Origin of the sequence: Duffyella gerundensis (assembly GCF_001517405.1) — a bacterium.
In the GTDB taxonomy this organism is placed as follows: domain Bacteria; phylum Pseudomonadota; class Gammaproteobacteria; order Enterobacterales; family Enterobacteriaceae; genus Duffyella; species Duffyella gerundensis.
In genome coordinates, this window is record NZ_LN907827.1 from 2,612,231 (window position 1) to 2,627,418 (window position 15,188).

Below are 15,188 nucleotides of genomic sequence, written 5' to 3' on the forward strand. Positions count from 1 at the left end.
ATCCTGTTTTTACTGCCGCTGTCCGGATGCGTTGCCATGATTTACGACTGTTTTCTCTATTATGATGAAGCGATGCTGCTGGAGCTTCGTTTGCACACCCTGCACCAGCACGTTGATAAATTTGTCATTGTTGAATCGACGCATACCTTTACCGGCAAGAAAAAAGCGCTGCATTTTGATATCACCCGCTTTGCGGCATTCGCCGATCGCATTATCTACGTGGTGTTTGATGAGCCGCCGCACAGCGATGCCTGGGAAAATGAGCGCCGCACGCGCAATCATATTATGGCGGGCCTGAAACAGGCGCAGGATGATGACCTTATTCTGATTTCCGATGTCGATGAAATCATCGATCCACAGCAGCTGGCACGGGCCAACCCACGAGCGCTGTGTAACACCTTTCACCTCAATTTTTATAACTATCAGTTCAACCTGCAGGTGTTTAACGACAACGGCTCGCCGCGGAAATGCACGCTGGTGAAAATGACGCGTTTCGGCACCCTGCGGGACTTTTTTGCCAGCAAGCCGGAAGATCTGCGTAACGTAAAACGCAGCGCCATTAAACGCAGCTGGTGGCGCTGGAATTACCTGAAATGGCGCACCACCATCGTTAACGATGCGGGATGGCATTTTTCCTGGCTGATGACGCCTGAGCGCATCGCAGAGAAGATGTCCAGCATCTCACACACCGAGTACGACCTGCCTGAGCTGAATAACGCGCAGCATATCGAGCAGGCGGTGCGTGAGGGAAAAGATATCTGGAAGCGCGATCGATCGCTGCGGCTGATTCCGCTGACTCACGACAGTTTCCCGGCGCATCTGGTGCAGCATCCAGAAAAATACGCCGATTTTATTCGCCAATCCGGCGAGTAAACCGGCATTAGCGCCTTGCCGCCCACTCTTCGCGGGTGATCTCCCAGATCTCTGATTCCAGCTCGCCAGACACATAATCGGCGAGCCGGGTATCCACCAGCCGCATGCCGCTTTGCAATGAGATGCGCCGTGAGCCGATATTCTCTCGCGCCTTTGGCGCTCGCAGCAGCGGCTTGTTCAATACGTTAAACCAGAAGTCGGTCACGCACTCACACGCCTCGCTCATCAACCCCTGGCGCTGCCATTCCGGCACCAGCCAAAAACCACGGTTATCGTCTTCCCCTTCGCGCAGTGAGATCAGGCCAATCAGCGTCTCCGGCTGCGAATGATGGCGCAGGCTCCAGTGCCATGCCGTGCCTTCTGCCATTGCCGGCAACGCCACGCCCTGCACGTAACGCAGCGCACCATCTTCGGGAAACGGCCAGGGCACCGCGTTATGCAAATATTGCACGATTTCCCAGCGCGGAAAGACCCGCTGAATGTGCGGCACATCGCTGAGGCTTAACGGCCTGAGTTCCAGACGAGCGGTAGAGAGCGGTGGCGTTTCCATGATTTCTCCTTCAGGTTATAAGCTCATTTATAGGGGAGAATGACCGGGCGGGTAAAGCGTAATCAGCACAGAGATCTGTCGTCTGACTGTCATTTTTTTATGGTATAAGTCTGAAAAATGCTGATTGAAACAAAAATGTCACATCGCCAATTTATTCTGTCTGCTCGAATTTGAAGGCAGGAAGACCTGATGATTATCAAAGCTAAAAACCTGAAGGATGCGGAGGAGATGCTGCATTCTGGCATCAACAAAGTCGAGCTGGCCTATGACATCGGCAGCGACGATTTTTTCCGCCTGGCCAGCCGCTGGTGTGAACGCGGGGCTAAAATATCCAAATCTGAGCGACACTTTGTCGTTTCCATCAAGGGGATGTCAATTCCGTCTAACGAGTGATCATTGTGGGAAAGGATGCCCTGTCGCTTGCTGCCTGGCACGCGACCTGCTTTAATTCCTGTCTGAATCCCCTACCCTTTGCGCCTATGTTTTGTGCCCAACAGCCTGTTGCCGTGCCCGATCAGCCTTTTTTCAGCAGCATGAGTGTTTCTCACTGGTGCGTATTGCCGCAGGTACGTTTCTGCGAGCTGCGTTTTAATAGCGCGCATTTCAGCGACGATCTGTTTGCCCTGAGTCAGCTGCCCGCGCCGTCACACCTTAACCGTTCGGTCAGTAAGCGGCGCGCGCACTGGCTCGCCAGCCGCTATGCGGTGCGGCATGCGATGGCAACCTGCGGTATTGATGATGTTGTGCTGGGTAACCATGCGGATCGATCACCGCGCTGGCCCACGGGGATCAGCGCGTCGCTGTCGCATACCGAAGGACGGGCGCTGGTGGTATATAGCGAAGAGCCGCGGCTGCTGGGCATCGATGTCGAACAAAAGATGTCGCTTTCCACGGCCGAAGAGGTCGCCGATACGCTGGTTTCCGCCAGCGAACTGTCGTTGTTGCGCTACTGTCGGCTCGACTTTGCCAGTGCGCTGACCCTGACGTTTTCGCTGAAAGAGAGCCTGTATAAGGCGGTCTGGCCGCGCTGCCAGCAGCTGATGGATTTTCATCAGGCGGAGGTGATTGAGCTTGACAGCCGCCGCGGCGTGGCGCGTCTGCGGCTGTGCGAAAGCCTGACGCCGTTTGTCGGCGGCAGGACCTTTATAGCCGCCTTTCAGATTCAGGAAGCGGAAATTACCACGCTGGTTGCCGCACCGGTGTAATTAAGCGGAGGTATCGGTGCGCGTGACCGCATCCAGCGTCGCCTGTTGCCGCTCATCGCCGGTCAGTTCGCTAAGCTGGCCTTCGCGCATCTCCAGCAGGCGATCCGCATGCACGAAGTAGTGATCGTCGTGGCTGATAGCAAATACCGTTTTGCCCATCTCCTGCAGCCAGGGCAGGATTTCCCGGTAAAAAACCCGTCGGAAATGGGGATCCTGATCGGCCGCCCACTCATCCAGCAGTAAAATATCCCGCTCTTCGGCAATCGCCAGCAGCAGCGCCAGCCGCTTACTCTGCCCTTTGGAGAGCTTGAGGTTGAGCACGCGGTTACCTTCCAGCTTGATTTTGTCCTGCATCTTCAGGCGAGCCAGCCAGTGCTGCACCAGCGTCGGGTTGGCGGGTTCACCGCCCGGCCCGATCAGCCGATCAAACAGATGGGGATCGGTGAACACGGCGGAAAATAGCTGACGATAGCCCTCGCGCTGGTTCTCCTCCAGCGCCACGCCATCGAGTAAAATGGTGCCGCCAGTGGGCTGATACAAGCCGGTGAGCAGCATCGCCAGCGTCGATTTTCCGCTGCCGTTACCGCCGATCAGAAACAGCAGTTCGCCGCGCTTCAGCGTCAGGTTAACCGGCCCGACACCAAAGCCTTTTTCGCCATAGTGAAAGCTGACATCGCGCAGCTCAAGCGTTTGCCACTGCGGATGAACCACCGGCGTGGCAAAGCCCGGCCGGTGCTCGGCCAGATCGAAGGTGCGCAGCTTATTGAAAGCCACCTGTGCGCTGAGTAAGGTTGGTAACGCGCCCACGGCAGAGAGCAACGGCGTGCGTAGAAACAGCAGCGTCAATGAGTAGGTTGCCGCCACTGCGGTATTGGCCCAGCCGAGGCTGTTGGCCATCCAGAACACAATGCCGATAGCGCCCAGCATCATGATGTTTGACCAGTTCACCGCGCTGAGGTGGTAGGTATCCGCCCTGACGATGTGATCGCGATAAGCGCTGGCGTTTTCCTGATAGACGGTGTCATAAATCAGCTGCGCGCGTTGGCGGTTAAGCTGTAGCTCTTTACGCCCTTCGGTCACCGTCTGAAAATCGCCATAAAGCCGATCTTCAATGTCGCGCAGCTTTGCCATATGGCGGTAAACTCGCGCCACCAGCAGCCAGCCGCCGACAATGGTAATCGCCACCCACAGCGAGGTGATCAGGAGCATTTTTGGTGACAGCCAGGCGAGCCAGGCAGCAGAGCCGAGGGTCAGGATCACTCCCTGAATCAGTTCCGGCAGGCGCACAAAGGCGATGGTGATGGCGCGCACGTCGCTGGTCAGTCCCGCCAGCAACTGCGCGTTGCCGATTTGCTCGATGCGTTCCACGCGCGTATCGAGAATACGCTTGATAAATTCGCCGCGCAGACGATAAACGAAATGGTGGCCAAGCTGCGTCAACGCCAGCTGCGAAGCCAGCGTCACCGCCATCAGAATCACCAGCAGCAGCAGGAACTCCGGCAGCACGGTCAACGACGCGTTGATGTTGACGATCAGTTCGCGATTGATGAAGGCGATCAGGCCGATGCCCAGCGCTGCGCTCAGCAGGCTCAGTACAATCACCGCGATAAACGGCCAGCGGTATTGCTTATAAACGACGTGCAGTAACTCCATGATACATTCCAGGTCAGACGAGAGCTGCCAGCAGTGTAATCAGATGATCGTTGATAGCAATAATAATTCTCATTAAGCTTAAAAATGCGCCATCCCAGCGCGACGAAACGTCAGGTTGTAGCGGAACGCGCCCGCGTCGGGATGCACGCCCGGCTTCAGCGGCTGAATGCCGTGAAAGCGCAGCCGCGACGGGCCACCCCACACCACTACATCTCCCTGTTCCAGCAGCACGCGCTGCACCGCGTCGCTGCGTTCAAAGCCACCAAACTGAAACACCGCTGGCAGGCCGAGCGAAACGGAGACGATCGGCTGACTCAGATCCTTTTCATCTTTGTCCTGATGCAGCGACATTTTGGCACCGGGCGCATAGCGATTGATCAGACAGGCATCAGGCGCAAAGTCCTTAAATCCCGCCAGACCAGCGGCGCGCTGCGCCAGCGCCAGAAACGACGCGGGCATCGGCGGCCAGGGGCGGTTGCTTTCCGCATCCTGCTCGCTGTAGCGATAGCCACGACGATCGCTGTACCAGCCTAAATTGCCGCAGTTGGTCATCGCCACCGACATGCGATAGCCGCCGGGCGTGATGCGATGCTGAAACGGATTCACGGCGGCAATCTCCATCACGGTGCGCAGCAGGTCGCCCGCCTCATCGCGTGCCAGCCGCCGCAGGATCACCGCGCCGGGTGCCAGTGGCTCAGTCCAGGGTGCTTCATCGCTAAACAGATCGAGCATCATCGCCTCCAACACTATTAAGGTGCAGTTTTGCCCTGCTCGTCGCGGAGAAAGGCGCGAAACTGCGGTGACATCCAGTGGGTGAAACCGTCACCCTGTTTGGTGACCAGATAGACCGCCAGCTTCTCTTTGATCGCCAGCGCCCGCGCTTTTTCCGTGCCCAGCACCATCAGGCCTGTGTCCCAGCCATCCGCTTCCAGCGCGGTGGTGGCGATCACGGTGGCGGAGACCAGCTTATGCTCAATCGGCGCACCGGTCGCCGGATCGATGACGTGCGAAATGCGTTTGCCATCCAGTTCATAATAGTTGCGATAGCTGCCGGAGGTGCTGATGCCGTGCCCCTGTAAATCGACAATCGCCTCGACGGCATTCTCACGATCGGTGGGTTTTTGCACCGCCACGCGCCAGGCGTTGCCGCCGCTGTTCAGGCCACGCGTCAATACCGCACCGCCCACCGACACCAGATAATTATTGATGCCCCTCTGTTCCATCAGGCGTGCCAGATGATCGGTGGCAAAGCCTTCGCCCATGGTAGAGAGATCGACATACAGATCGGGCAGATCTTTCTGCAGCGACGCGCCGTTTACGCCCTCAGTCACCCGCAGATGCTGTAAACCGGTTTGCGCTTTTGCCGTGGCAATTTGCGCCGCCGTCGGCAGATGGTGCGGCTGCGCGTCAGGCCCAAAGCCCCACAGGTTCACCAGCGGCCCAACGGTAATGTCCATCGCGCCCTGGGTTTTGGCGCCAATGCGCAGTGCCATGACAATAATATCCGCCATGTTGGCGCCGATCGGCTGGGGTTCAAGGCCGTGATACTGATTAAAGTGCGACAGCACCGAATCACTTTTCCAGGTGGATAGCTCGCGGTCGTCATGATCCAGCTGCTGCTGTATCGCCTGCTGCAGTTCCGCCTGCTGCGATGCTTCAACGCCCGCGAGGCTCACGCGCCAGACGGTGCCCATGGTCTTGCCCTGCAATACCAGCGTGGATTCCTGTGGCTTATCGCAACCGGTTAACAGCAGCGCCGCACAACAGACGGCGATCAAAAAGCGCATATCCTTCCCTTCTTTTACGGATAATGAAATTTTCAGCATAACTTGCGGCAAATTGGGACAATTGAACGTTGAATAATGTCTTCAGGCTAACGAAAATAGTGATTCATAGATCGCGTCGCAATTGTGGCGGACATATTACTCGCTAAACAGGAGACCGAAATGATCTATTATGCCCTGCTGCTGCTTTCTTTGGCGGCCATGTTCTATGCAACCTGGCGCATGAAAAAACAGACCAGCAAAAAATCGCTGACCGCTTATCGCGCACGTCGATAAGGCATCACGGCCTCCTTATGGGGCCGTTTTTGCACCGGCGCTGTGCAGCTCGCCTTAAAGGCTGCGCCTGAACCCGCGTTATTCCTGCTTTACAGATTTGGCACGACTCCTGCTTAGGTTAGATTGCGTATGTTACGCCTGCCGACTCAGGAGCTGACCATGATCAACACCCCTTCCGTAGTGATGCTTCACCTAATGAAGTTTTCCGGCCTGACGTTAAGCGGCCTGGCCTTTAGCGGCTTCAGTGAGCAGATGCTGAATGCGGCAACAAAGCCGGAGCAAGGTGGCGACACGCGCGTGTCACAGGAGGAAGCTAAGCGGTGAGCGAGCAGATGCATAAAAAAACGGAGCCTGAACAGGCTCCGTTTTTATTTGATCAGAACTGGTAAACCAGGCCGACACCCACCACGTCGTCGGTATTGATACCGGCATCGTCGGTGAACTGGTTGTCGTCCAGCATGTTGATTTGATAATCAACATAGGTCGACATGTTTTTGTTGAAGTAGTAAGTCGCGCCTACATCGATATACTTTTTCAGGTTCTGCTTGCCGTAACCCTGAATGTCGGTACCGCGTGAGGAGACGTAGGCCAGAGAAGGACGCAGGCCGAAATCGAACTGATACTGTGCCACCAGCTCCCAGTTTTCCGCTTTGTCTGCATAACCGTAAACATCGCTGTCGTTGCTGTCGCCGAAACGGGTAGCGTTATAGGATTTGCTGTAGGTCGCTGCCAGGTAGACGTTGTTGGCGTCATATTTCAGGCCGCCCGCATAGACTTCCGCTTTGTCGCCACGGCCACGAATATCGGTGTTGTTGTTGCCCAGGCCATTTTGATTGTTGGTACGATCAGACTGGAACATCGCCGCGCCGATACCGAAACCAGAGCCGAGATCGTAAGTGGTGCTCAGACCCCAGCCATCACCGTTCTGTGCCAGTACATCACGTCCGCCAGCCGCTTCGGTCGCGTTGTCGTTTTTACCCTGATACTGCACCGCAAAGTTCCAGCCATCAACCAGGCCGAAGAAGTTGTTATTGCGGTAGGTCGCCACGCCGTTGGTGCGCTGGTACATAAAGTTATCCGCGCCGTAGGTGTCGCCGCCGAACTCAGGCAGCACGTCGGTCCACGCGCCCAGATCGTAAATCACGCCGTAGTTACGGCCATAATCCAGCGAGCCCGCATCACCGAACTTCAGGCCGGCAAAGCCAACACGCGTAAAGCTGTCTGCGGTGCCCTGGGCTTCAGAATTATTCAGCGCCGCCTGATATTCCCACTGACCGTAGCCAGTCAGTTCGTTAGAGATTTGCGTTTCGCCTTTAAAGCCAAAGCGCACATAAGATTGGTCACCGTCAGAACCGTCGTTATCGGAAAAATAGTGCAAACCGTCTACTTTGCCGAAGAGATCCAACTTATTTCCATCTTTGTTGTAAATCTCAGCTGCGCCTGCTGAACCAGCGATCAGCATCGCGGGGACCATCAGGGAGAGAACGCGAAGTTTCATTTTTATTACCCTCTAATTATGTGCCTTTATTTGCCACTGCGTGCTGAATGCCTAAAAATTCAGCCGATGGGCCATTGTTCATTCGATGAGGGTAATAATCTATAAAGAAAATGCTACTAAATTTCCGAAGATGTTTCATCGATGCGAAGCAGTGTTTCTAAATGTAAATAAAGCGGAACTTTTAAACAGCACACATCGTTTAAAATTATCGCACAAAATGCACAAAAATATAAAAAACCTTCTATTTCATAACATTAATTTACGCTGAAATCTGAGCACTGAATGATAAAAAGAGTCGGTCATCGGGTTATATAATAGATCCCGCTATCATCATTTTATTTCATTATTACCTTCATTCACCCCGAATGATCTGTTTTACCCTTATTTCCCGCCGGGCTTATTGCCCGGCATTTTTTTGTCTGCAATATGGCGGAACTGGCAGGCCGAATATGATCAACCGCGGAAATAAATGCATCGCCAGGCTTCCTTGTCTGACAATTCAGCCATTCGGAATCATCTGACAAAATATCAGCGTTCGCGCATCGCCTCTTTCACTTTGTTCAGCGGTTTCAACAGGTAATCCATGACCGTTTTTTGCCCGGTTTTAATTTCCACGTTGGCAACCATGCCCGGCACAATAGGAAATTTACGCCCCGCTTTATTGGTCAGCTCCGCTTTCTGCGTGCGCACCCAAACGCGATAATAATATTGATCGCGCTTCACCTCATCCTGCAGCGTGTCGGGCGAGACGGTTTCCACTTCACCATGCAGATCGCCGTAAATCGACGAATCATACGCGGTGACTTTCACCACCGCCGCCAGGCCAGGGCGAATATAGGCGATATCACGGGGATTGATGCGCGCTTCGATCAGCAGCTGATCTTCCAGCGGCACAATCTCCATCAGCTTACCGCCGGGTTGCAGCACGCCGCCAACGGTGGTGACCTGAATATCCTTGACGATCCCGCGCACCGGTGAATAGAGCGTGGCGCGCGTCAGTTGATCTTCTTTACCGGCCAGCACCTGCAACTGGGCATCCAGATCGGCGTTATTTTTCACCTGCTCCTCCCTGGCGCGTACCGCGTAGTCGTTTTTTGCCTCATCGATTTTGCCGCGCAGATCGCTGATCTGACGGCGCAGGCGAATCACCTCAACCTGCCCCGCTGCGCCTTTCGCCACCAGCGGTTCAGTCATACGCAGCTCATCCTGCACCAGTTTCATCGACTGCTGTAAATTGCTGACCGTTTCAGTGAGATTGCGCCGCCGCGATTCAAACAGCTGGCTTTCGCGCGCCACCAGTTCCGGCGCCTTCAGCGTTTCTGCGCTGAACTGCAACGGCGCACCGGTCAGCTCGGCACGCAGCCGTTCTGCCGAGGCGCGCAGGGTACGCGCTTTGGCCTGCGCTTCGCCAAAGTTGGACTGAAAACGGGTGGGATCGAGCCGTGCCAGCACCTGCGATTTTTCCACAATATCGCCTTCATGGACGTTTAGCTCATTGACGATGCCGCCGTCGAGGCTCTCGATCACCTGCGCACGGCTCGGCGGCGTCACCTTACCGGTGCCGACCGTCACCTCATCCAGCACGGCAAAATGCGCCCACACCAGAAACAGCGCCAGCGCCGCGCTGCACAGCCAGATAATGGCTGACGTCCGCCGTTCGTTCTGTTTGAATTTGCGATCCATTAACACCAGGCTCATGCGTTTTCTCCCCGTGCGGGTTGCGGCGTGGCACGGCGCAGGATCTCATCGCGGGCGCCGTCAGCAATAATTCTGCCTCCTTCCATCACCACAATACGATCTACCATTTTTAGCAGCGCCGGTCTGTGCGTCACCAACACCAGCGTGCGGCCACGCAGCCATTCATCCATCTGTTTGATCACATGCTCTTCCAACTGCTCATCCATCGATGCGGTCGGCTCATCAAGCAATACCACCTGTGGCTGGCGCAGGATCATGCGACTGAGCATCACCATTTGCCGCTGGCCGCCGGAGAGTCCGCGGCCACCTTCGTTGATCACCCGATCGAGGCTGGCGGCATCCTGCTGCACCAGGCTCAGCGCGCCGCTGATGCGCAGCGCCTGTAGCATCTCCTGCTCGCTGGCGTGCGGATTACCCAGCATCAGATTCTGCCGCAGCGTGCCGAAGAAGAGCCGCGAATCCTGCGACAGCCAGCCAAGCTGACGACGCAGATCCACCGGATCGATGCGCGCAATGTCGACGCCATCTACCAGCACCTTGCCCTGAGTCGCCAGCGCCTGTCCGGCCAACAGCTTCAGCAGCGTCGATTTGCCTGCGCCCACCTTGCCCAGCAGCGCAATACGTTCGCCCGGCTTAATCTGCAACTGGCCGACGGTGAGCACATTTTTAACTTTCTCTTCATCGTAGCTGTAGCTGACGTTGCGCAGGTCGTAATGGCCGGTCAGCGTTGGGCAGTGTGCCGCTTCGCCTTCCGGCTGTTGATCCAGCGGCTTTTTCAGCAGTTCATCCAGCCCGTTCATCGCGCTTTTGGCATGCTGCCAGCGCGAAAACACCATGGTCAGCTGCATCAGCGGCGCAATGGTGCGCGAGGAGAGCAGGCTGCTGGCCACCAGCGTACCGGTGGTGATATCCCCCGCCAGCACCAGATAAACGCCAAACACCAGCATGCCGGCGTAGGTCAGCTGCTGCACGGTTGAAGCCCAGCCGGTGAGCCGCGCGCCCCACAGTCGCTGCTGCATGCCGATCGTGGCGCTAACCTCGTGCGTCTGTTCCCACTGCCGCTGGAAGTAAGGTTCCGCCTGTAGCGCCTTGATATCCTCAACGCCCTCAATGGTTTCCACCAGCACCGCGTTGCGCAGTGCACCTTCGCGCAGCCCCTCTTTCGCCAGTTTCGCCATCGGGATCTGCACCAGCAGACCGGGAATCACAATCAGCGGAATCGCCAGCAGCGGGATGATCACCAGCGGGCCGCCGATAAAGCCCATGATAAACAGAAACAGAATCACAAACGGCATATCTGCCGCCGCGCCGACGGTGGTGGAGGTCAGCAGTTCACGCACCTGATCGATTTCACGCAGCTGAGAAATAAAAGAGCCGGTGGATTTAGGCCGCGCCTCGTTACGGATGCTCATTGCCCGGGCAAACAGCATGGAAGAGACTTTCAGATCGATGCGCTTGCCCATCATGTCAGACACCTGCGTGCGCATCAGGCGAATCAGGTATTCCACCGCGGCGGCAATCAGCACGCCGGTAAACAGCACCCATAATGTTGGCTGCGACTGCGCCGGGATCACGCGGTCATAGACCTGCATCGAAAACAGAATGCCCGCCAGCGCCAGCACGTTGCCGACCACCGAGGCGAGCGAGATCTCGGCAATGCGCCGCCCCATACCGCGAAAATTGCGCCAGAACCAGTGCGGCTGATAGGGCTGCACAAATTCATCGATGCGTGCGTCACGACCGCGGGCGGCCACGCCGACCACGCCGACCAGCGGCTCCGCGCGCGCCAGCAGGCTGGCCAGTTCGGTTTCCCGCACCACGTCGCCGCCGTCGCTAAGCCAGTAGCGCGCGTTACCTGCGCCATCAATGGCTTCAATCACCGCCACGCCGCCGTTTTCCAGCGCCAGCACCACCGGCGTAATTTCCTGATGCCAGCGCAGTTTGTCGCGCGGCGTCATGGTGAGGTGCAGGCCCAGCAGCCCTGCCAGGCGCTCCAGCTGTTGCGCATCAGTTAATTGCTCAAACCAGCGCATCTGCTGGCGCAGGGTGTCACCATCGGCTGGCTTACCGAAGCGCGCCGCGACGCGCAGCATGGCGGCGATCCAGTTCTCGGTGGTTGCACGTTGTGTTGTCATTAATACTGCCTCTGTGTGCCGTTCGCCGCTTAGTTCAGCGAAGGTAAAGTGGTGCCGCTGCTCTTTTCACGATCGATGCCCATGATATCGAGCAGATTATCGACCGCCGCCGCGTAACGAACCGTGGCATCCCAGCCGTCATACAGCGCGCTGGTGCGCATGCTGTCCGCCTGAAAAACATCCTGCTCTACGCTGAGCAGATCGTTCAGGCTGCGCTTGCTGAGCTTGTACTCATCGGCGTAGACGTTGCGGGTATGTTCTGCGCTGGCCAGCTGAGCTTCGCCCGCCTGCTGACGCTGTTGGGCGCCGATCATGTCGGCATAGGCGGTAGAGGCGTGTTGATTAATATCGAGTTTGGCTTGCTGGATGGCCGCCTGTGCCGCTTCGCGTTCGCCTTCTGCCGAACGCGTTTTGGCATTGACCAGGCCGCCCTGATAGAGCGGCGCTTCCACCTGCAGCTGCAGCTCATCGTCCCAGTATGAACGGCTGTCGTTCTCATATCGGGTGCGGCCCGCCTGCACTTTGATGGTCGGCCAGTGATTAGAGCTGGCCTGCTTGATACGCTGCTGCGCTGCCATCTGTTTCGCCTGCGCGCTGCGTACCGCCGCGCTGTCCTGATAGCCAATTTTATCCAGCGTAATCTGCTGTTTAAGTAGCGCCTCGGGCAGTTCCGGCAGCGTGACCGGCACCACGCCGGTTAACACGGTGAGCTGCGCCAGCGCCGAGCGTTGCTGGGCGCGGTACTGCTCCAGCGTGGCGTGCATACCGGCGATGCGCGTTTCCGCCTGCAGTACGTCTGACTGCGAGCTGAGGCCGGCATCGGCGCGCAGTTTGGCGATATCGCGCACGTGCTCCAGCGATTTCACATTGCTCTGCGATGCGGTGACCAGCGCCTGATAGCGCTTCACCTGCAGATAGGCCTGTAAGGTATCCTGGCCGACGGTGGTCATGGTGTCGTAAAGCGCGAACCGGTAGGCGTCAGAGAGCGCGTACTGTTCATCGATGGCGCCGCCGGTACGACCAAAATCGTACAGCAGCTGGCTGAGCGTGACGCCCGCGGAGCCGCTGTTATTCAGGCTGCCGGACGAGTCCGTTTGATGAGAACGACCGCCAGAACCCTGCAACGAAATCTGCGGATACCAGGCGCTTTTCGCCGCATCCAGATCGCCTTCATTGACATGGATCTGCGCCGCCGCTTCGGCAATTTTGGGATTACGGGCAAAGGCCCTGAGGATAGCCTGGCGCAGCGTCAGCGAGGCTATTTGCTCCTCGCTCGGCGCGGCGCGCCAGTTGAACTCTGCTTTAGGTTCTGTTGCGGCCAGTAACGGTTGAGCCGACGCGCAGATCAGCGCGCCCAGGCAGCAGCAGGCAAACAGTCTGTTGATCATGTGGTATCACATCCCGCGATGTTATTTTTGTTGGTTTTTTTACCTGGCTGCCAGAAAGGCAACGGCCTTTCTGAACATGCTCACCCGATTCGAAACCTGACCGCCTGTCAGGCCAACCGGGCATGTTAGTATCCTGTTAAACGCATTACCTACATTAATACTTCAGCATGAATCAGCGCAACCGCAGACGATCGGAAAGTGTTAATAAAAAATCGGTAACGCGATGTTATAGCGCTTTATCTGTGTTCACGCATGACACTTTACGGAATTAACCGGCGCATAACGCGCGAGTCATTGTCAAAAAACATACAGTTTTACTTAACCCTGACGGCGAGGGTGTCGCCGTCAGTCGCGTTAAATCAGCGTGGCCTGAATATGCTGTTCGGTCAGCAGATCCGCCAGCGTCGAGGAGACGGGCTGATAATAACTTGTGTCACCACTGTGCTGAGCATCGCCCATTAGCGCAGCGTGGCTGCTGTCCGTGTGCTGCAAACCGAGGTCGGCAGCGCTCAGAGTGTGTGCAGCCTGCGTGCCGTGAGTAGCAGCGGTAAAAAAGTTGCTCAATGTTTGCGTAGCGCTGTTGCCGTAGCTATCCGCCTGATGAACGGTGGCGTTAACCGGGCCATCCGGCAGCGCCAGCAAATCAGCAGAAGGCACAGTGACCATGCCATCGGTGGGCGTGTAGCTCTTGCCGTTGATATCGATGCTCTGCACGCCGTCGATGTAGAAACTCAGATCGTGCTGCGCTTCCTGATGGCTCAGGGTCAGATCGCCGCCAATATCCAGCTCGTAATAGACTTCAGGCAGCTGCAACTGGGTGCTGAATTCAAAGCTGACCTGATTGTGGTTACCCGCCGCGTCGCTGGTTGTCGCCACCAGACGGTGTTCGTCGCCATCGATGAAGTTCGCCATATCCGCCGCCGGAATCGCCACGCTCCAGCTACCGTCGCTGTGAATGGTGGCGGCATACTCTTTCATGCTGTCCAGCCCGCCCGCCGAGGCGATGGTCAAACTCTGGCCCGGCGCGCTGTGCGTGGAGAGGTGGCCGGTGAGCACCAGACCCTGCTGCGATTCAGCAATGTTGATCACGTTATCGCTGGTGACATTATCGAAGGTGACGTTGGGGATGCTGGCAAGATGGGTGATCAGCGTGACGTTGCTGCTGGCGCTGACCAGTTGGCCGCTGGCGCTGGTCGCCGTGACCACCGCAGAATAAACGCCGTCGCTGAGCGTTGCCAGTTGCTGATCGTTGAGAGAGACGTGCCAGCTGCCGTCAGCGTTGACGAAACTGTCGAAGTGCTTACCGCCCAGCGTCACGCTAAGTGGCGTATCCGCCGCCAGCCCGCTGGCATGGCCGGTAAACACCAGGCCATAAATGCCTTCCTGATAGCTCACCGCGTTATCGCCAGAAACCGCATCCATGGTCAGGCTGGCAGCCGTGTTCACCGTTGCTGCGTGTACCACGCCATGGCTGGCGTCGGTGGCCGCCACAGCGGTATGACTTACCGCTGGAGCGCTGCTGAGCGTGCTCTCTGCGGCGATGCCAACCGGGCTGACCAGCCCGCTGGCGGAATAAAGCGTCGCGGTGGGCAGCGCGGTATCCGCGGTCTGCCCGGCGGCATACAGGCTGCTCAGCGACAGCGTATCGGCGGTAGCGGTAGAAAACGAAAGATTCAGCGGTTCAACCACGACGGGCTGCACGTTGTGCGTTTCCGGCAGCAGCGTATCGGCAGCGTTAAGGGTTGCCGCATCGCGGACCTGGCGGTGCTGGCGTGATGTTTTAACTGTAGACATAAAGTACCTCGTGAAAACCAAAGAGAAGTTTCGCTCTGAAAAACATAAACAGCAGTTAAGTTTTAGACGTGAGCGAGCCATTCAGCGAACGGGATCGCTGAGATTTCCTGGTGTTCAAGAGTTACAAATCGTAACGCGGAAAGGCGCGTCAAATCGTCAGTCAGCACTTTTAGTGCCAATCATTACCAGAGTGATTATTTTCACTTCCAGGCGTCTGATGCTTGCGCTCACAGGCCTGACTGGTGCCGTAAGCTACCGCTGCACCGTGGGCAAGACCAGTGTCATTATTCCTAAAAAATGGCTGTAACGATTTTGAGACGGGGATATCTCGAAG

At 56.9% G+C, this 15,188-nt stretch carries 14 protein-coding genes; 5 read left to right on the forward strand and 9 right to left on the reverse strand.

What is annotated here, in order from left to right:
• Positions 1 to 36 precede the first annotated feature (36 nt).
• The gene (locus tag EM595_RS12135; RefSeq protein WP_067432327.1) at positions 37 to 873 is read left to right on the forward strand and encodes a glycosyltransferase family 17 protein; all 837 of its coding nucleotides are present in this window, start codon (positions 37 to 39) and stop codon (positions 871 to 873) included.
• A 7-nt stretch (positions 874 to 880) separates the two neighbouring features.
• Here the strand turns inward: EM595_RS12135 and EM595_RS12140 are convergent, their stop codons facing one another.
• A complete protein-coding gene (locus tag EM595_RS12140) occupies positions 881 to 1,423 on the reverse strand; it encodes a GNAT family N-acetyltransferase (RefSeq protein WP_067432330.1) in 543 nt (180 codons plus the stop codon).
• A 189-nt stretch (positions 1,424 to 1,612) separates the two neighbouring features.
• Here EM595_RS12140 and EM595_RS12145 point away from each other — a divergent pair, with 189 nt between their 5' ends.
• Both EM595_RS12145 and EM595_RS12150 read left to right on the forward strand, forming a co-directional pair.
• Positions 1,613 to 1,816 carry a hypothetical protein gene (locus tag EM595_RS12145; RefSeq protein ID WP_067432333.1) on the forward strand — a complete coding sequence of 68 codons (204 nt, stop codon included), beginning with the start codon at positions 1,613 to 1,615 and terminating at the stop codon, positions 1,814 to 1,816.
• A gap of 140 nt (positions 1,817 to 1,956) precedes the next feature.
• A complete protein-coding gene (locus tag EM595_RS12150) occupies positions 1,957 to 2,628 on the forward strand; it encodes a 4'-phosphopantetheinyl transferase family protein (RefSeq protein ID WP_162265766.1) in 672 nt (223 codons plus the stop codon).
• Here EM595_RS12150 and EM595_RS12155 read toward each other — a convergent pair whose 3' ends face one another.
• From EM595_RS12155 to apbE, 3 genes are all read right to left on the reverse strand, one after another.
• Positions 2,629 to 4,281 (reverse strand): multidrug ABC transporter permease/ATP-binding protein, encoded by a 1,653-nt coding sequence (locus tag EM595_RS12155; RefSeq protein WP_067432339.1) that lies wholly within the window; start codon positions 4,279 to 4,281, stop codon positions 2,629 to 2,631. It lies immediately after the preceding gene.
• A gap of 78 nt (positions 4,282 to 4,359) precedes the next feature.
• Positions 4,360 to 5,013: a DNA oxidative demethylase AlkB gene (gene alkB / locus EM595_RS12160; protein ID WP_067432342.1), complete on the reverse strand. Its 654-nt coding sequence runs from the start codon at positions 5,011 to 5,013 to the stop codon at positions 4,360 to 4,362.
• Between the two features lie 17 nt (positions 5,014 to 5,030).
• Positions 5,031 to 6,068: an FAD:protein FMN transferase ApbE gene (gene apbE / locus EM595_RS12165; RefSeq protein WP_067432345.1), complete on the reverse strand. Its 1,038-nt coding sequence runs from the start codon at positions 6,066 to 6,068 to the stop codon at positions 5,031 to 5,033.
• Positions 6,069 to 6,500: 432 nt separating this feature from the next.
• On the opposite strand from apbE, the gene EM595_RS21140 reads away from it, so the two are divergent.
• Entirely contained in the window at positions 6,501 to 6,665 is a 165-nt protein-coding gene (locus tag EM595_RS21140) for a hypothetical protein (RefSeq protein WP_157883886.1), read from the forward strand.
• Between the two features lie 52 nt (positions 6,666 to 6,717).
• Here the strand turns inward: EM595_RS21140 and ompC are convergent, their stop codons facing one another.
• From ompC to EM595_RS12190, 5 genes are all read right to left on the reverse strand, one after another.
• Positions 6,718 to 7,839, reverse strand: a complete 1,122-nt coding sequence (gene ompC, locus EM595_RS12170; protein ID WP_067432348.1) for a porin OmpC — start codon at positions 7,837 to 7,839, stop codon at positions 6,718 to 6,720.
• Between the two features lie 528 nt (positions 7,840 to 8,367).
• On the reverse strand, positions 8,368 to 9,537 hold the full coding sequence (locus EM595_RS12175; RefSeq protein ID WP_067432351.1) for an HlyD family type I secretion periplasmic adaptor subunit: 1,170 nt from the start codon (positions 9,535 to 9,537) through the stop codon (positions 8,368 to 8,370).
• A complete protein-coding gene (locus tag EM595_RS12180) occupies positions 9,534 to 11,672 on the reverse strand; it encodes a type I secretion system permease/ATPase (protein WP_067432354.1) in 2,139 nt (712 codons plus the stop codon). The genes EM595_RS12175 and EM595_RS12180 overlap by 4 nt, the downstream gene beginning before the upstream one ends.
• A 29-nt stretch (positions 11,673 to 11,701) precedes the next feature.
• Positions 11,702 to 13,060: a TolC family outer membrane protein gene (locus EM595_RS12185; RefSeq protein WP_082691663.1), complete on the reverse strand. Its 1,359-nt coding sequence runs from the start codon at positions 13,058 to 13,060 to the stop codon at positions 11,702 to 11,704.
• A 354-nt stretch (positions 13,061 to 13,414) separates the two neighbouring features.
• The gene (locus tag EM595_RS12190) at positions 13,415 to 14,854 is read right to left on the reverse strand and encodes a hypothetical protein (protein ID WP_067432357.1); all 1,440 of its coding nucleotides are present in this window, start codon (positions 14,852 to 14,854) and stop codon (positions 13,415 to 13,417) included.
• A gap of 10 nt (positions 14,855 to 14,864) precedes the next feature.
• Between EM595_RS12190 and EM595_RS21245 the strand changes: the two genes are divergently transcribed.
• On the forward strand, positions 14,865 to 15,161 hold the full coding sequence (locus tag EM595_RS21245; protein WP_162265767.1) for a hypothetical protein: 297 nt from the start codon (positions 14,865 to 14,867) through the stop codon (positions 15,159 to 15,161).
• Positions 15,162 to 15,188: the final 27 nt, after the last annotated feature.

Bases quoted from the DNA above. Each gene is read 5' to 3' on its own strand.
- EM595_RS12135 (WP_067432327.1), top strand. From the start codon at position 37: ATGATTTACGACTGTTTTCTCTATTATGATGAAGCGATGCTGCTGGAG.
- EM595_RS12140 (WP_067432330.1), bottom strand. From the start codon at position 1,423: ATGGAAACGCCACCGCTCTCTACCGCTCGTCTGGAACTCAGGCCGTTA.
- EM595_RS12145 (WP_067432333.1), top strand. From the start codon at position 1,613: ATGATTATCAAAGCTAAAAACCTGAAGGATGCGGAGGAGATGCTGCAT.
- EM595_RS12150 (WP_162265766.1), top strand. From the start codon at position 1,957: ATGAGTGTTTCTCACTGGTGCGTATTGCCGCAGGTACGTTTCTGCGAG.
- EM595_RS12155 (WP_067432339.1), bottom strand. From the start codon at position 4,281: ATGGAGTTACTGCACGTCGTTTATAAGCAATACCGCTGGCCGTTTATC.
- alkB (WP_067432342.1), bottom strand. From the start codon at position 5,013: ATGCTCGATCTGTTTAGCGATGAAGCACCCTGGACTGAGCCACTGGCA.
- apbE (WP_067432345.1), bottom strand. From the start codon at position 6,068: ATGCGCTTTTTGATCGCCGTCTGTTGTGCGGCGCTGCTGTTAACCGGT.
- EM595_RS21140 (WP_157883886.1), top strand. From the start codon at position 6,501: ATGATCAACACCCCTTCCGTAGTGATGCTTCACCTAATGAAGTTTTCC.
- ompC (WP_067432348.1), bottom strand. From the start codon at position 7,839: ATGAAACTTCGCGTTCTCTCCCTGATGGTCCCCGCGATGCTGATCGCT.
- EM595_RS12175 (WP_067432351.1), bottom strand. From the start codon at position 9,537: ATGAGCCTGGTGTTAATGGATCGCAAATTCAAACAGAACGAACGGCGG.
- EM595_RS12180 (WP_067432354.1), bottom strand. From the start codon at position 11,672: ATGACAACACAACGTGCAACCACCGAGAACTGGATCGCCGCCATGCTG.
- EM595_RS12185 (WP_082691663.1), bottom strand. From the start codon at position 13,060: ATGATCAACAGACTGTTTGCCTGCTGCTGCCTGGGCGCGCTGATCTGC.
- EM595_RS12190 (WP_067432357.1), bottom strand. From the start codon at position 14,854: ATGTCTACAGTTAAAACATCACGCCAGCACCGCCAGGTCCGCGATGCG.